The 16,551-nt window shown below is 33.1% G+C and carries 15 protein-coding genes; 8 read left to right on the forward strand and 7 right to left on the reverse strand.

What is annotated here, in order from left to right:
* Nucleotides 1–11: 11 nt before the first annotated feature.
* Genes ACPX19_RS12375 through ACPX19_RS12390 form a run of 4 tightly spaced genes read right to left on the reverse strand, consistent with a single transcriptional unit; the run spans nucleotide 12 to nucleotide 3,099 of the window.
* Entirely contained in the window at nucleotides 12–884 is an 873-nt protein-coding gene (locus tag ACPX19_RS12375) for a nucleoside phosphorylase (RefSeq protein ID WP_426430317.1), read from the reverse strand.
* A complete protein-coding gene (locus ACPX19_RS12380) occupies nucleotides 874–1,815 on the reverse strand; it encodes a DUF1835 domain-containing protein (protein ID WP_426430318.1) in 942 nt (313 codons plus the stop codon). The genes ACPX19_RS12375 and ACPX19_RS12380 overlap by 11 nt, the downstream gene beginning before the upstream one ends.
* Before the next feature lie 4 nt (nucleotides 1,816–1,819).
* Nucleotides 1,820–2,149, reverse strand: coding sequence for a translation initiation factor (locus ACPX19_RS12385; protein WP_426430319.1), 330 nt, complete (start codon nucleotides 2,147–2,149; stop codon nucleotides 1,820–1,822).
* Nucleotides 2,149–3,099 carry an isopenicillin N synthase family dioxygenase gene (locus ACPX19_RS12390; protein ID WP_426430320.1) on the reverse strand — a complete coding sequence of 317 codons (951 nt, stop codon included), beginning with the start codon at nucleotides 3,097–3,099 and terminating at the stop codon, nucleotides 2,149–2,151. The genes ACPX19_RS12385 and ACPX19_RS12390 overlap by 1 nt, the downstream gene beginning before the upstream one ends.
* 144 nt (nucleotides 3,100–3,243) lie before the next feature.
* On the opposite strand from ACPX19_RS12390, the gene ACPX19_RS12395 reads away from it, so the two are divergent.
* The 4 genes from ACPX19_RS12395 to ACPX19_RS12410 all read left to right on the forward strand — a co-directional run bounded on the left by ACPX19_RS12395 (nucleotide 3,244) and on the right by ACPX19_RS12410 (nucleotide 9,211).
* Complete coding sequence (locus tag ACPX19_RS12395) at nucleotides 3,244–5,244, forward strand: alpha-ketoacid dehydrogenase subunit alpha/beta (protein ID WP_426430321.1); 2,001 nt, start codon at nucleotides 3,244–3,246, stop codon at nucleotides 5,242–5,244.
* A gap of 141 nt (nucleotides 5,245–5,385) precedes the next feature.
* The gene (locus tag ACPX19_RS12400; RefSeq protein WP_426430322.1) at nucleotides 5,386–5,865 is read left to right on the forward strand and encodes an Hsp20/alpha crystallin family protein; all 480 of its coding nucleotides are present in this window, start codon (nucleotides 5,386–5,388) and stop codon (nucleotides 5,863–5,865) included.
* Nucleotides 5,866–6,091: 226 nt separating this feature from the next.
* Nucleotides 6,092–8,407 carry a T9SS type A sorting domain-containing protein gene (locus ACPX19_RS12405; RefSeq protein WP_426430323.1) on the forward strand — a complete coding sequence of 772 codons (2,316 nt, stop codon included), beginning with the start codon at nucleotides 6,092–6,094 and terminating at the stop codon, nucleotides 8,405–8,407.
* 435 nt (nucleotides 8,408–8,842) lie between these two features.
* The gene (locus ACPX19_RS12410) at nucleotides 8,843–9,211 is read left to right on the forward strand and encodes a 3D domain-containing protein (RefSeq protein ID WP_426430324.1); all 369 of its coding nucleotides are present in this window, start codon (nucleotides 8,843–8,845) and stop codon (nucleotides 9,209–9,211) included.
* Here the strand turns inward: ACPX19_RS12410 and ACPX19_RS12415 are convergent.
* Entirely contained in the window at nucleotides 9,208–9,774 is a 567-nt protein-coding gene (locus ACPX19_RS12415; RefSeq protein ID WP_426430325.1) for an ExbD/TolR family protein, read from the reverse strand. The two genes, ACPX19_RS12410 and ACPX19_RS12415, sit on opposite strands and share 4 nt — an antisense overlap.
* Nucleotides 9,775–9,911: 137 nt before the next feature.
* On the opposite strand from ACPX19_RS12415, the gene ACPX19_RS12420 reads away from it, so the two are divergent.
* Both ACPX19_RS12420 and ACPX19_RS12425 read left to right on the forward strand, forming a co-directional pair.
* Nucleotides 9,912–11,420, forward strand: a complete 1,509-nt coding sequence (locus ACPX19_RS12420; RefSeq protein ID WP_426430326.1) for a DEAD/DEAH box helicase — start codon at nucleotides 9,912–9,914, stop codon at nucleotides 11,418–11,420.
* Between the two features lie 97 nt (nucleotides 11,421–11,517).
* Nucleotides 11,518–12,243 (forward strand): hypothetical protein, encoded by a 726-nt coding sequence (locus ACPX19_RS12425; protein WP_426430327.1) that lies wholly within the window; start codon nucleotides 11,518–11,520, stop codon nucleotides 12,241–12,243.
* On the opposite strand, the gene ACPX19_RS12430 is transcribed toward ACPX19_RS12425, so the two are convergent.
* A complete protein-coding gene (locus ACPX19_RS12430; protein ID WP_426430328.1) occupies nucleotides 12,233–12,799 on the reverse strand; it encodes a pseudouridine synthase in 567 nt (188 codons plus the stop codon). The genes ACPX19_RS12425 and ACPX19_RS12430 overlap by 11 nt on opposite strands.
* 144 nt (nucleotides 12,800–12,943) lie before the next feature.
* Between ACPX19_RS12430 and ACPX19_RS12435 the strand changes: the two genes are divergently transcribed.
* On the forward strand, nucleotides 12,944–15,064 hold the full coding sequence (locus ACPX19_RS12435) for an elongation factor G (protein WP_426430329.1): 2,121 nt from the start codon (nucleotides 12,944–12,946) through the stop codon (nucleotides 15,062–15,064).
* Between the two features lie 11 nt (nucleotides 15,065–15,075).
* A complete protein-coding gene (locus ACPX19_RS12440) occupies nucleotides 15,076–15,456 on the forward strand; it encodes a hypothetical protein (protein ID WP_426430330.1) in 381 nt (126 codons plus the stop codon).
* A gap of 74 nt (nucleotides 15,457–15,530) precedes the next feature.
* On the opposite strand, the gene ACPX19_RS12445 is transcribed toward ACPX19_RS12440, so the two are convergent.
* Nucleotides 15,531–16,520 carry a PorP/SprF family type IX secretion system membrane protein gene (locus tag ACPX19_RS12445; protein WP_426430331.1) on the reverse strand — a complete coding sequence of 330 codons (990 nt, stop codon included), beginning with the start codon at nucleotides 16,518–16,520 and terminating at the stop codon, nucleotides 15,531–15,533.
* Nucleotides 16,521–16,551: the final 31 nt, after the last annotated feature.

The following is a 16,551-nucleotide window of genomic DNA, read 5'->3' on the forward strand; positions in this document are numbered from 1 at the left end:
CAGTATTTTATTTAAATATTTACTATACGTTCTAACGCATATACTATTAGCTTTTCAACTGTACTTTTTGGATTTTTGCTAAAATCACCAGTAGCTCTGTTAGCAATAATAGCATTAAGTGATAACGCTTCATGACCCAATAATTTTGACAATCCATAAATTACAGAAGTTTCCATTTCAAAATTTGTAATTCTAAATTCTTTATAATTGAAGTTATCTAACTTAGCGTTTAAACCAGCATCATGAAGTGGTAGGCGCAATACACGACCTTGCGGTCCATAAAATCCACCTGCAGTACCTGTCATACCTTTAAACATTTTGTCGCTTTCAAAATATTTTTCTAAGTATTTGCTATTTTTAATGATTATGGGTCTTGCTTTGTTCTTATCCCAATTGGTATGCTCTATGAATGCATCTTCAATCTCAGGATTACTAATTCCATCAATCTGATAAAAATGAAGCATACCATTAATATCTAAACCATGTGTACTCATTACAAACGCATCAACAGGTATATCAGCCTGTAGAGAACCAGAAGTGCCAATCCTTATAATATTAAGGCTAGTTAATTCAGTTTTTGGCTTACGTGTTTTTAAATCAATATTAACCAAAGCATCGAGCTCATTAAGTACAATATCGATATTGTCCGGTCCAATTCCTGTAGACAGGACTGTAATTCTACGGTCTTTGTAGTAGCCTGTTTGAGTTTTGAATTCTCTTTTTTGAATACTGAACTCTATACTGTCAAAATGTTTAGTGATTTTCTCAACTCTATCTTGGTCACCAACAAATATGATGGTGTCTGAGATATTTTCTGGTTTTAAGTTTAAATGATAAACACTACCATCTGGGTTTAATATAAGTTCTGAATCTTTAATTGACATGTAATATGGTTTTTACAAGTTTGTTTTGGTCTACACTAAATTGAAACTCTAAACGATTTACACCTCCGTAAATCATGTCATTATTAACTTCAGCAGCAAAATTGTGTTGTCGCAATAGAGCCTCATGTCCTTTTCTGTTAAGCTTTAGGCTGTTTTCGCCTTCCTCAAAAAAGATGCTTAGCTTTTCAATTATACGATTGTGCTGAGAGTCTCCAAAACCATAATAGCCTTGATAATTGAGACTGTACCCTAATAAATGATGTTTAGATTTAATATCATTGTCCCTTACCAAACGAAGTATGTTGTCTTCTAATACACTAAGTCCACTTTTTTGATGGGGAAAACGTTTTAAGTGAGCTTTTAAACAACTGCTCATATATTTAAAACTGGACTCTTTTATAATATATGGCTTAAGAATATTATGGTCTTTGCCACAATAAGTTCTCCATAGGGTAATAGCTAATTCTTTGTCTTCGTTAGTTAATCTTACACGTTTGTTATAATGATCTAACAATTGGGACTGAGTGAGTTCTGCGAGTCCTTTAAGGTTTTTCTCACCTTCAACACGTCCACTACAAATAAGATAAAGAGGTTTATTAATTTCCTTTTGGTGTAATAAGTTTAATACACCTAATAAATTGATATGGCAAAACAAATCATACTCAAACCAAAGATGGATTTCGTCATATTTATCTGCATAATCCAATTTAGATAATTCTTTCTGAAGTTCATCTTCATCAACTTCCATGTCATAGTATTCTTTTAAGAATTGACTTCTTATTTTGAAAAACTCATCGGAATCTATCTTTGGGATGGTAGGGCCTTCGCAAAGCATTTCTTGCCAGGTTAAAATATCATTTTTAAAATCTAGTTCTCTTAAATACTCTGTAAGAACATTACCGTTGGTAATATGAAGGATTTGCTTTGTCATAAAATTAGCCTCCTACACGTTTTACATTAAACCCTTTTCCTTTAAGAATTGTCATTATTTTATCTCTATAATCTCCTTGAATGATAATTTTATCATCTTTAAAACTGCCACCCACGCTAAGCTTGGATTTTAGTTCCTTAGCAAGTTTTTTGAAGTCTTCGGTATCACCTGTATAGCCTTCTAAAATAGTAATTGGCTTTCCTTTACGCTTTTCATACTTACAAATAATAGGATCATCTTGTAGCCAAATGTCGCTTTTATCATCATTTTCGTCTTGTGATGGCTCAGGGACGTGGTCTGGAAAGAGATTTTTTAATTGGTCTTTAAGATCCATTATTTTTTAATCAATCCTAGTTCTACTAAACGCTCATTTAAAAATTCACCAGCAGTGATATCTTCATATAATTTTGGATTGTCCTCATCTATACAACTCTCTAAAACATCCAGTTTCATTTCGCTTATCGGATGCATAAAGAAAGGAATAGAATAGCGGGATGTACCCCAAAGTTCTCTAGGTGGATTCACAACACGGTGTATTGTAGATTTTAATTTGTTATTGGTATGTCTAGATAACATATCTCCAACATTTATCATGAGTTCATCAGGCTCTGCAATAGCATCTAGCCATTCACCATCATGGCGTTGTACTTGAAGTCCACGCCCTTGAGCACCCATTAAGAGAGTTATAAGATTAATATCACCATGAGCTGCAGCTCTTACAGCATTTTTAGGTTCTTCAGTAATAGGAGGGTAATGGATTGGTCTTAAAATGGAGTTTCCGTTGTGGATATAATTATCAAAATAAGTTTCTTCTAATCCTAAGTGCAATGCTAAAGCACGTAAAACATATTTAGCGGTTTTTTCTAACATTTGGTAAGTTTCTTTACCAACTTTATTAAATTCCGGAAGTTCCTTTACTTCAACATTTGCAGGGTATTCCTTTTTACGCTCTTCATCATCTTCAACATACTGGCCAAAATGCCAGAACTCTTTCAGATCCCCTTCTTTTTTACCCTTTGCACTTTCCTTTCCAAAAGACACATAGCCTCTCTGACCACCAATGCCAGGTATTTCATAACTTTCTTTCACCTCTAAAGGTAGATTAAAAAAGTTTTTTACTTCACCATAGAGTCTATCTACTAATTTGTCATCTAAGAAGTGACCTTTTAAAGCTACAAAACCTATATCTTGATAAGCCTTACCAATTTCATCAATAAATTTTTGCTTTCTATTTGGGTCTTCTGAGAGGAAATCTTTTAAATCTACGCTGGGTATTCTATCCATTGGAATTTTATTTAAAATTTAAGTCTATATACAAAAGTAAAGAAATAGTCCTAAAATGTGAATATCTATTGAAGACATTTACATCGTCTATTCCATAATATTAATGCATTTTATTTTACATTTGATGCATTAGAATTTTAATATATGCCTACCATTACCAAAAGCAATATAGATTACGATAAGCGTAATTTGAACGATAAAGTATTGCTTAAGCTTTATTACAACATGCTGAAGCCTCGACTAATCGAGGAAAAAATGCTCATACTCTTACGACAGGGAAAAATATCCAAATGGTTTTCGGGCATCGGACAAGAAGCCATTTCTGTTGGTGTAACTATGGCTCTAAAGCCAAGCGAGTATATCTTGCCTATGCACAGAAATCTTGGTGTATTTACTACCAGAGAAATTCCACTACACAGACTGTTCTGTCAATGGCAAGGTAAGGCCAGCGGTTTTACAAAAGGAAGAGACCGTTCTTTCCATTTCGGTACCCAAGAGTACAATATTGTAGGGATGATTTCTCATTTAGGCCCTCAACTTGGTGTAGCTGATGGTATTGCATTGGCCAATCTTTTAAAAAATAATGGTGAGGTTACTGCTGTTTTTACAGGTGAAGGCGGGACAAGCGAAGGTGATTTTCATGAAGCATTAAATGTAGCTTCTGTTTGGCAGCTGCCAGTAATTTTTTGTATTGAAAATAATGGCTACGGACTTTCCACACCTACAAATGAGCAGTACTATTGCAGACACTTAGCAGATAGAGGCAAAGGCTACGGTATTGAGTCTTTTATTCTTGATGGTAATAACATAATTGAAACTTATTCTAAAGTTAAAAAACTTGCTGAAAGTATACGGAAACGACCAAGGCCAATTTTAATTGAGTTTAAAACCTTTAGAAGACGAGGACATGAGGAAGCTAGTGGAACAAAATACGTTCCTAAAGATTTGATGGAAGAGTGGGAAGCTAAAGACCCTATTGAAAACTACAGAAGCTTTTTGTTTAGCAAAAAAATATTGTCAGCTGAAATCGATGATCAGTATGTTTCTGAAATCAAATCTGAAATAGACGCTTCTCTTGAATCTGCTTATGCGGAAGCGGAAATAACTCCTAATGAAACTAACGAGTTAGATGATGTATATAAATCATTTGACTATGAGGAAATTAGTCCAAATGGTGATTTAAAAGAACTACGTCTAATTGATGCTATTTCTGAAGGTTTGAAACAATCCATGGAGAAGCATAAAGATTTGGTTTTAATGGGGCAAGACATAGCCGAGTATGGAGGTGTTTTTAAAATTACTGAGGGCTTTGTAGATCAATTTGGTAGAGATAGAGTACGTAATACTCCCATATGTGAATCTGCTATAGTTGAAACTGGCATGGGTTTATCTATTGCTGGTATGAAAGCTGTTGTAGAAATGCAGTTTTCTGACTTTGTAACCTCTGGTTTCAACCCAATAGTAAATTATCTTGCAAAATCGTATTATCGTTGGAAACAAAATGCTGATGTTGTAGTTAGAATGCCATGTGGTGCCGGTGTTGCTGCAGGTCCATTTCATTCGCAAACTAATGAAGCTTGGTTTACCAAAACACCTGGTTTAAAGGTGGCATATCCTGCTTTTCCGTATGATGCAAAAGGTTTATTGGCCACCGCAATAAACGACCCTAATCCTGTAATGTTTTTTGAACACAAAGCATTATACAGAAGCATTAGACAAGATGTACCATCTAATTATTATACGTTACCTTTTGGTAAAGCTACACTGCTAAAAGAGGGTAGTGTGGTTAGTATTATAACTTATGGTGCTGGTGTACATTGGGCTTTAGAAACTTTAGAAACCAACGCGGATATCTCAGCAGATTTAATTGATTTGAGAACACTACAGCCTTTGGACAATGTTGCTATTATCAATTCAGTAAAAAAGACTGGTAAAGCTATAATTCTACAAGAAGATAGTATGTTTGGAGGTATAGCAAGTGACATTTCTGCACTAATAATGGAAGAGTGTTTTGAGTATTTAGACGCACCTGTTAAACGTGTGGCAAGTATGGAAACACCCATACCATTTGCTCCTCAACTCGAACAACAGTATCTAGCTAAAGGAAAGTTTAAAGAGGCCTTAATGAAGCTATTAGAGTATTAGTTTATTTTACTACTTACTTGTTTACTAGTAAGTTAACTGAAATATTGTCAGTATTCCTGAAATTTTTTCAGTGAGTTTTTATTGGCATTTATTTTGTAAATGTAGATGTAAAATAAATGTTTAATTTAAATTTTAAAACTTATGAGCAATTTAATTCCAACTGTAAAAAATGGTAGTGAATCGAATTCTGGTTTGGGATTTAAATCATTACCTAGTCTATCATCTTGGATGGATGATATTATTAATAAAAGTTTCGGTAACGAATTCATGTCCAATTTTAATACTGGCATCACTTTACCAGCTGTTAATGTATTGGATAATAACGAGGAATATATTGTAGAAATGGCAGTGCCAGGCCTAAAGAAATCAGATTTTGACATTAGTTTAGACAATCAAATGCTTTCTATTTCTGCTGAATTAAGTACAGAGAATGACGATGTTAATGAAAACTATACAAGACGTGAGTTTGGTTATTCTTCGTTTAAACGTACATTTTCATTGCCAGAATCAGTAGAGACTGATAAAATAAATGCTAAGTATGAAGATGGTATTCTTAAAGTATTACTACCAAAAAGAGATGAAGCTAAAAAGAAACCTTTAAGGCACATAGAAATTTCATAACATCTGAATTGTTTTATTTAAAAAAGCCAGCAGTTTTGCTGGCTTTTTTACATTGGATTTAACTAATTTATAGCTAAAACTTTTAATTTTTATCAATTATCATTCTTTTTAACTTCATCGAAATAAAATGCTGTTTATCGATTGTTAAAAAATAGTTAATTGATTTTGTTGCTTTAATCTCTATATCTCTTAATTTTAAAAATTCTTAAATAATAAAATCAGAGTTATGAGACTAAAATTACTTTATGTGTTAGCGCTTTTTATGTCTTTCACATTTGCCCAACAAATTCCTAATGACATTAAACCACCAAGTTGGTTTAAGGATGATTTAAAAGCTGTTAAGCCGCATAAATTAGCTAGCTTTGACCTTAAGAAGCTTCAAGATGAAGACAAAATCAATGATAAGGACAAATCTAAGCCTTGGCGTTTTGGTCATGATATTTATGTTGATCATAATTTTAACGACGTAGGCGAGTGGACGACTTTTGAAAATGGTGATCGTATATGGAGGATGACCTACAAATCTGAAGGAGCTTACACACTAAACTTTTTGTTTGATGAATTTTGGATTCCAGAAGGAGCTACACTTTACGTATATAATAATGAAAAAAATGATCTTTTGAGGCCATTTACTCATCATAACAACAATCCAGAGGACGTTTTAGGAACTTGGCTGGTAAATGGCGACCAAGCTTGGATAGAGTATTATCAACCTGCAAATGTTGTTGGACAAGCAAGAATTACTGTAGGATCAGTAGTTCATGGCTACAGAACAGCCGAAACTTATCAGAAAGCATTAAACGATTCAGGTGATTGTAATCATGATGTTGATTGTGATATAACGCCTTCTGGTTCAGATCCATATCAAATAAACACAAGAAAAGAAGAAGTTAAAAAAGCTGCTGGTATGCTAGTTGCAGGTGGTAGTGGTTTTTGCTCGGGAACCTTAGTAAATAACACAAATAATGATGGCACACCTTATTTTTTAACTGCTAATCATTGTGGTGGTGGAGAGGCTAGTTGGGCGTTCAGATTTAATTGGAGAAGTCCAAACCCTTCATGTGGTACAACTACCAATAGTACAAATGGATCATTTAATCAAACTGTAAGTGGTTCTATAGTAAGAGCAGCTAGTTCTCAATCTGATATGGAACTTGTTCAAATAACTGATGCTAGTTTTTTTAATAATAATCCTGATGTAGTTTGGTCTGGATGGAATAGATCTACTACAGCTGTTCCTCAAATTAATTTTGGTATTCATCACCCAAGTGGTGACATTCAAAAAACATGTAGGGATGATCAGGGTGCCACAAGAACCTCTCAATCTTTTAATGGTAATCCTAATACACAAATGTGGCGAATTGCAGATTGGGATTTGGGTGTAACTGAAGGTGGTTCTTCTGGTTCTGGACTTTTTAATGAAAATGGTCATCTAATAGGTATGTTATCTGGTGGTAGTGCAGCATGCTCTGGAACTAACGATAATGGAGGTTTTGATGTGTATGGACGTTTTGGAGTAGCGTGGGCTTTTGGAAGCACTCCTGCAACCAGATTAAGTGATTGGTTAGATCCAGGTAACACAGGAGTAATGACATTAGATATTTATCCTGCTATACAGATATTTGACAATGATGCTTCAGTAAATGGCGGACCTGGTCTAGAAGCTGAGTTATGTGGAGCCGATTTTTCACCTCAAATAACTGTAGTAAATAGAGGAAGTTTAGCATTAACTTCTGCAACCGTTACATATAGCTTTGATTCAGGGGCAAATACAGTTGTAGATTGGACGGGTTCTTTAATGACTGGTGAAGAAGCTGTAGTTGCAACACCAACTTACAGCAATTTATCAGCTGGTAACCATGTTTTAAATATTTCTGTATCTAACCCTAATGGTGTAACCGATGAGAATATGGCTAACGATAATTTTGCCCATAGCTTTAATGTTTCTCCTGGATATTCAACTAATACAGTTATTTTTAATCTGACTACAGATGATTGGGCTGGTGAAACCTCTTGGGAATTTGTAGACAGTAATGGTACCGTGGTTGCTAGTGGTCCTGCTACTCCTTATGCAGACTTTACTACTTATCAAGAAACAATTACCATTCCTACTTTAGATGAATGTTACGTATTCACGATATTTGATTCGTATGGAGACGGTATATGTTGTGGTTTTGGTAATGGATCATACGATTTGCAAGATGAAAATGGCAATATTATTATTTCCGGTGGTGATTTTGGAAGTAGTGAGTCTGCACAATTTAATGCACAAGACCCTCTTAGTATAGATGAATATGGTTTAGAAAATTATATTTCATTTTATCCAAATCCTGTTAATGATGACTTGAATATTACAGTAAGACAACTAAATGAAGATTTAAATTATGAAGTATTCAACGTGATGGGACAAGTTGTATCTAATGGAAGTTTAGAGGTAAATAGTACAAGTGTAATAAATATGACGAACTACCAATCTGGTGTTTACTTTGTCAAATTATCTACATCGACTAATTCATTAACTAAAAAGATAATGAAAAACTAGGTAAAACCTTAAATCATAAAAAGTCAGTTTCATTTAGTTGAAACTGACTTTTTTCTTTTCTGGAAGTTTAATTGATTGCATATCACATTTTAATGTTTTCTAAGTCATCATCTAGGCTGTGAGATGTATTAACAATTTTAGTTAAGGTATTCATAACTGATAGATTTAATGATTGATGAATTGCGTTATTATCTGTAACGTCTTTTACGGTTCCAAGTATAACTTCTTGTTTCTGTTGTTGTGCTTGTTAATTGATTGTTGTTTAAAGTTCTCATAATTTTTCGTTTTTTAATTGATTACACTATATAGACGACCAAAATTTCAATTTGTTACAGTACTTTGTATAACATAGTAATAATTTAACAACTTTTAACTATTTCTTATCTTTATTACATGAAATTCAAGGTCTTATTATTTGTTTTGTGCTTTATTTTATTGAGCTGCAGATCACAAGTGAAGGAGGATTGCAATTCAAAATCGTTTATTGTTACGGCAACCGCATACAATTCCTTAGCTTACCAAACCAATTCTAACCCAAGTATTACAGCATTTGGGGATAGCTTAAAACCAGGTTTAAGATACATTGCAGTATCTAGAGATTTACTTGATTCTGGCTTAATACATAATACTAAAGTTAAAATTGAAGGGTTTGATAGTCTATTCATTGTAAAAGATAAAATGAATAGACGTTGGAGAAGACGTATTGATATTTATATGGGTAATGATGTAGGTAAAGCAAAAAAATGGGGCAAAAAAAAGGTAAACATAGAATATTGTATTCCTGTTAAAGATTCTCTTCCTTAGTCTCTCTTCACCATAACTTCAGAAACGACAAATGGATACGCTTTTTTTACAGCTTTAAACTCTTCATCAGTTATTTGACTAGGTATTTTATTGAATTTACTTTCAATATATCGCGCTCTCAAGTCGTAATAGGCTTTTGTAATTTCATCTTGTACTGAAATAAACAATTGATACTTTGTAAGAGCATCATGACTTAATGAAATGACTGCTTCTCTAGGATGATCAGATGATATTGATAGTCTTTCTCCAGTACAATAATCGCAATCAGATGCTCCATTATTATCTACAAAAGCTCTTACAATAGTTTCAACCTCTTCAAGTTTTACAACTTTATTTTCAATATATATTTCTTGTTTGCTATTAAGGCTAATTCGTAGAATATTACGTTCATTAATATTCTCCTTACAATCTTCAATATTAGGACAATCACTAGGTAATTGTCTTAAAATACCCTTATCCGCTGAAATGGTCGTAGTTACCAAAAAGAAAATGAGTAACAAAAAGGCAATGTCTGCCATAGATCCTGCGTTGACCGTCGCAGAGTGCTTTCGAAATGATTTCATAATGTAATTATTTAAAATGTTAATATTTTCTTAAGCACAAGAACAGTACCAATCTTGTTAAAGGTTATTAACAATTCACATCAAAAACACTTACATTATGTTATTTTTGCAAAATTAACGTTCGAGCGAGTAATTATATGTCTACAGACACCATAAAGGATACTACATCAGAAAAGAGGCTTTACGATTATCAAATTAAAGATTTGTATCGCATTTTTGATGTTATGGCAGAAGAAGCTGATAACTTCAATCTGCTGTATCAATTACCAACAGGTGGAGGTAAAACGGTTATCTTTTCTGAGATCGTTAGACGCTATATAGAAAAGCACAATAAAAAAGTAGCGATACTTACACATAGAATTGAGTTGTGTAAGCAAACGTCTAATGTGCTTTCGGGTTTTAATGTTAAGAACAAGGTTATAAATAGCAAGGTTAAAACATTGCCAGATCAAGATGAATATCAATGTTTTGTAGCTATGGTAGAAACCTTAAATAATCGTCTGTCTGATAATGATTTTCAATTAAAAAATATTGGCTTAGTTATTATTGACGAAGCGCATTACAATTCTTTTAGAAAGCTATTTAAATTTTTTGAACATTGCTTTATACTTGGAGTTACAGCTACACCTTTAAGTAGTAACATTAAGCTACCAATGAAAGACAATTATGACAGACTTATTGTTGGCGATGATATTTCTACACTAATAAACAATGGATTTTTAGCAAGTGCTGAAGTTTATCATTATGATGTTGGGCTTACCTCATTAAAAATAGGCATTAATGGTGATTATACCGTAAAGTCATCTGAAGCGCTGTATACCAATTCCTTGATGCAAACAAAACTGCTTTCTGCTTACGAAGAGTTAGCAAAAGGCAAAAAGACGCTGATTTTTAATAATGGTATCTACACTTCAAAAGAAGTGTATTATACCTTTAAAAAAGCTGGTTACAATGTTAGGCATTTAGATAATACTGCTAGTAAACAAGAACGTAAAGATGTTTTAAAATGGTTCAAACACACACCAGATGCTGTATTAACGTCTGTGAGTATATTAACCACTGGTTTTGATGAACCTTCTGTAGAGTCTATTATTTTGAATAGAGCCACACGTTCTTTAACCTTGTATTTTCAAATGATTGGTCGTGGCAGTCGTATCTATAAAGATAGGAATACCTTTCAAGTTATTGATTTAGGTAACAATGTATCTCGTTTTGGTCCATGGAGTCAACCTGTAGATTGGCAACATATTTTTAAATATCCAGACTTATATCTTGAAAATATTATAGATGACGAAGCTTTAGAACGTGACTTTGTCTATATAATGTCAGACTCCTTAAAAGAAAAATTTAAAAATTCTGAAAACTTAGAGTTTGATGTTAAAGCAGAATATAAAGAAGTTATAGGTTCTGGTAAAAAATCTTTTACGGTTATAGAGCGTTCCATAGCTCAACATTCGCAAATATGCATAGAAAACAGCATGGATGTTTATGAAGCAAGAGCTTTAGCAAAGTTATTACAAGATGAGATTGCTTATCGTATAAAGCAATATTGCTACTGTATTATGAATAGTACGGATAATTATAAAGATTGGTTGTTTGAAGAATACAACCGTAAATTGCGCATTAGTTTTAACGGTAAGTTTTAACGTTTTTTTGTAAGGAAATCCATTTTTATACGTTTATTTTGAGGTAGGTATGATTTTTGTACCACAAGTTTAGAACGAATAACACATCTAAATTTTAGTGAAAACTTTTAAGCACATATTAATTTTATCTTGCCTGCTTTTTGGTACAATAATTTATGCACAAGTACCTGACAAAGAAAATAAAACCATACGTATTCCAGCAGAGCCTTCTGAAACAAAAAAAGATACCTTACCAACTAAAATAAAGGTAGCTCCAAAGCTTGATAAAAAAGAAGATAAATCTAGTGGTGAAGATGAAAAGAAGAAATTTATAGTCAAAAAATCAGATAAGCCATTTTCAATGACAGATGAGGATGGTCTAAAAAGTCCCGCAGAAATCTTCGAAAAACGTTGGAGTAAAGATTTAGAGAAAGGTGGAGTCATAAAAACAATGTCGGATCAATTTTTAGGTGAGCACCGTGTAGATACCAAGTTTGTGAATATTATTTGTAGAGACCACGAATATCCAGATGGTGACCGTGTCCGAATTTATATCAATGATATTATCGTTAATGAAAATCTTTTACTAACTAGTAGTTACCGACGTGTTGAAGTAGATTTAATTCAAGGAAAGAATACTGTTGTAATAGAGGCTTTAAATCAAGGAGATTCTGGTCCCAATACTGCTGAATTTATTGTTTATGACGATCAAGGCAAACAAATTTCTTCTAAAGAGTGGAACTTACTCACAGGTGTTAAAGCTATCATTGTTTTCAATAATGAAAAAACGGTCATAAAAGAGAAAACAGAAGAAGAAAAAGCGGAAACAGCTTCTAATAACTAATGGTTTCAATATCGCCTGGTTTCATTACCTCTAATTTAAAATCACCTATTCTTACTCTTACCAAGCGTAATGTGGGGAAGCCTACTTTAGCGGTCATTTTGCGTATCTGTCTAAATTTACCTTCTGTTAGAACTATCTTAAACCATGAGGTTGAACCATGCTTTTCATCTCTAACAAAACGCTCAACAATATGAGTTGTGTCTTTTAGTAGTTCTGTATGACAAGACTTTGTGAGATATGGTTTACCGTTCACGGAAATCTCTACACCTGTTTTTAAAGCTTCAATCTGTTCTTCAGTAATTGTGCCATCAACCATAACATGGTATTCCTTTTCTATGTTAGAACTGGTGATGTAATTACTAAACTTTCCATCTGTTGTAAGTAGCAACAAGCCTTCAGACTTCTCATCTAATCGACCAACTGCCATAACATTTATAGGAAGATCAAATAATTCAGATAACAACTTTTTATTCCTCCGTTTATTCTGATTATTAACAAATTGACTTAAATAACCATACGGTTTATAAATCTTATAATAGCTGTTATCTACAGTCACTTCTGTAATTGTCTTTATTAAAAAACCTATTCAAAACTCAAAAATATTGAAAACCTAACTTATATCATGTTTTTTCTTTTTTATGAAGTTTACCTTTAAGGGTATAATTTTCAAGGAGTTTTAATATTCAAAATCAAATGACATATGAAAGTATTCGATAACAAACACATCAAAAATGTGGCATTTGTTGGTGCGCATCGCTCTGGCAAAACCACTTTATCTGAGACCATGCTCTTTGAGGCTGGTTTATTAAATAGAAGAGGTACCGTAGAGCAACAAAATACAGTTTCCGATTATCATGAATTTGAGCACCGCAGAGGTGCTTCTGTTTTTGCAACACCTTTGCATACTGAGTGGCGCAACTATAAGATTAATATTATTGATACTCCAGGTTTAGACGATTTTATAGGTGAAATTATGTCTTCCATTAGAGTAGCAGATACCATTGTTACTGTTATTAATGCCAAGCATGGAGCAGACATTGGTACAGAAATTATATGGAATTATGTAGATAAATACCATAAACCAACACTTTTCGTGATCAATAAAATAGATAGCGAAAAAGCCAATTTTGAAAAAAGTTTTAATAGCCTAAAAGAACTTGTAGGTAATAATGCTGTTTTAGTACAATATCCTATTAAAATTAATGGTGCACAATGCATTATTGATGTATTAAAGATGAAATGCTACAAGTTTGGACCAGAAGGTGGTAAACCAGAAAAGTTGCCAATACCAAACGTTCAATTAGATTATGCTAACCAACTTCATAATGAACTAGTAGAAAAAGCAGCTGAGAATGATGAAGAATTGATGGAGCTCTATTTTGAAAAAGGAACATTAAATGAAGAAGAACTCCGCAAAGGCATTAAGCTAGGAATGCTTAATCACGATTTCTTTCCTGTCTTTTGTGTGTCTGCATTAAATGATATGGGAACAGGAAGACTTATGGGCTTCATAGATAACGTAGCACCTGCTGCCGCCGATTTAAAACCAGAACAAACTTTAGAAGGAAATCTGGTAAAACCAGAACTTGAAGCAGATACATCTTTGTTTGTATTCAAGACTGTTTATCAACCAAATTTAGGTCAGATTACATTTTTTAAAGTGAAGTCTGGTGAAGTTAGCGTTAATGATAAGCTCTTTAATACAAGAACAGGCGAAAGTGAAACCTTGAACCAATTGTACATTATGGACGGTAAAGAAAAACATTCTGTACAAAAATTGACTACAGGCGATATTGGTGCAACGACTAAATTAAAATATACTGAAACCAATGATACGTTAGCTTCAAAAGCTGAAGCAGGAACTATTAAACCAATCAAGTTTCCGCAACCGAGATTAGTAAAAGCCGTTTTTGCTGAAAATTCGAGTGAAGAAGAGAAACTAAGTGAAGCTTTAAAACGTATTCATAGCCAGGATTTAACAGTAGATTTAAGTTATAATAACGAAACGCATCAGACTTTAGTTGGTACACAAGGCGAGTTGCATTTAGCAACGCTAACATGGATTTTAGAAAACATCTACGATGTTAAAGCACGATTTGAAGCTCCAAAGATTTCGTATCGAGAAACCATTCAAAGAAGTGCAACGGCAAACTACAGACACAAAAAGCAAAGCGGTGGTTCTGGGCAATTTGGACAAGTTCATCTAAAAATTGAACCATATTACGAAGGTATGCCGGAACCTGAAGGCTTCTCAATTAGAGGAAAAGAAGAAGTAGACTTACCTTGGGATGGTAAGCTGGTATTTTATAACTGTATTGTTGGTGGTGTCATAGATCAACGTTACCTACCATCCATAATGAAAGGAATATTAGAGGTTATGGAATCGGGTCCGTTAACCAAATCTTTCATCAGAGATGTAAGGGTAATGGTATACGATGGTAAAATGCACGCTGTAGATTCTAACGATATTTCATTTAAAATAGCAGGTGCTCACGCTTTTAGAGAAGCATTTTTAAATGCAAATCCTAAGCTTTTAGAGCCTATTGAGCAAATGACATTACGAGTACCAGAACAAATGGTGGGTAATGTTATGACAGAATTGCAAAGTAGAAGAGCGATTATTCAAGGTGTTGAAACTGAAGTAAATTATCAAATACTTAAGTGTACTATTCCTTCAGCTGAATTATCAGATTTTTCCACGCAACTACGTTCGTTAACACAAGGTAGAGCAACGTATTCTACAAAGTTTGAAGGCTACGCATCGGTACCAAGTCACATTCAAAAAGAATTAGTAAAAGAACAAGAATTAATAACCACATAAAATATTGAGATATGATAAGTAAAGTAATGTATTTAAGCGATTTAAAGTTTAATATAGAAACATGGAAACGAGAGTTGAGATTCCATTTTAATGAAATGGATACATTTCAGGAAAAATTAGAAGAGATTGTAGAGCGCATTGATGATCCAATAGCGTTAAAGAAGTTAGAAGTTTTTCAAAATAGAATAATGATTGAGAAAAACGAAATTTCTAAACTTTTACATAGATGCCGAAATAAAATGGCAAATATTAACAATGTAGACTTTAATGAAAATATAGATGGCAGACTTCAAAATGAACAAAACACATTAAAAGAAGATATGCGTACCTACATTAAACTACATTATGATCTTAAGGAAGAAATGATGGATTACTTTTTAGAAGTCCTTTAGTTCTATTTATAGCTTAATAATTAAAAAGCCATGACATACAATCATGGCTTTTTTTATTTTGTAATATTGAATTCCTATAATCGATAATAACTTTGACTGCTACCTTTTGTACATGGACAATTACTTGCACTTTGTAAAAGATTAAGACCTATTGTTATAACATGCGTACCTGAATTAAAACCAGATAAATCATTGAATGTTAATTGGTAAGAATAAGCAAAGTATAGTTGATTATGTAATATTCCAGCCATTGGGCCAAGGTTTAAAGGATCTAAAAACTGATCATTTAAAAAACGGTAGGATGCACCAATCCAATAATAATCACCATTTCTATTAAACTTTCTATACTTAAAATTTAAATCGGTAGCAGATCGATTATCACTATCAAAAAATTGAAAAAAAACTGATGGTTCAAATTCTACATCTTTATTACCCTTAGGACTAAATACATACCCTGAATACACCTGGTAATTTAATAGTAAGCGTGGCTCTATTCCTCCAGTAAAATCATCAATATCCTTGGAAACTAAATTATTAGCATTAAAACTTAAATAAAAGTTATTCCAACGATAAAGTAATCCAGCATCAAAATTATTGTTGTTTATGGCTCTGTCTCCATTGATAGCAGGATCTAAAATTGGAATTTCATAAGTGGTATTAAAGTTTTCAATGTCAATTCTAAAATTATTAATGTTATAAGACAAACCAAACGATAAGTACTGTTTAGATTTCCAATCTAAAATCAAATGATGCGCAAAAGATAGTTTAAGACCTTTTTGACGTGTATTACCGTTTTTGTCATTGTATGCAGATACACCAATTCCAGAGCGGTTAGAAATTCTAAAATCTGCGTAAATAGACTGGTTGTCTGGAGCATCTTTTATACCAACCCATTGTGTCAGTCCATTAGCTCTAATCTTTAGATTATCACCAATACCAGCATAGGTTGGTGAAATCACAAAATCATTATCTGCTAAATATTGTGTCCAAACAGGTAAGTTAAGCTCTTGGCTAAAGCCTTGGGCTACTGCTAGGAATAATATATATATTAAAATTCTTTTCATCTTAGTAGGTTTAGTTCATTAGATTAAGGGG

The organism is Winogradskyella sp. HB-48 (genome assembly GCF_049942685.1).
Taxonomy (GTDB): domain Bacteria; phylum Bacteroidota; class Bacteroidia; order Flavobacteriales; family Flavobacteriaceae; genus Winogradskyella.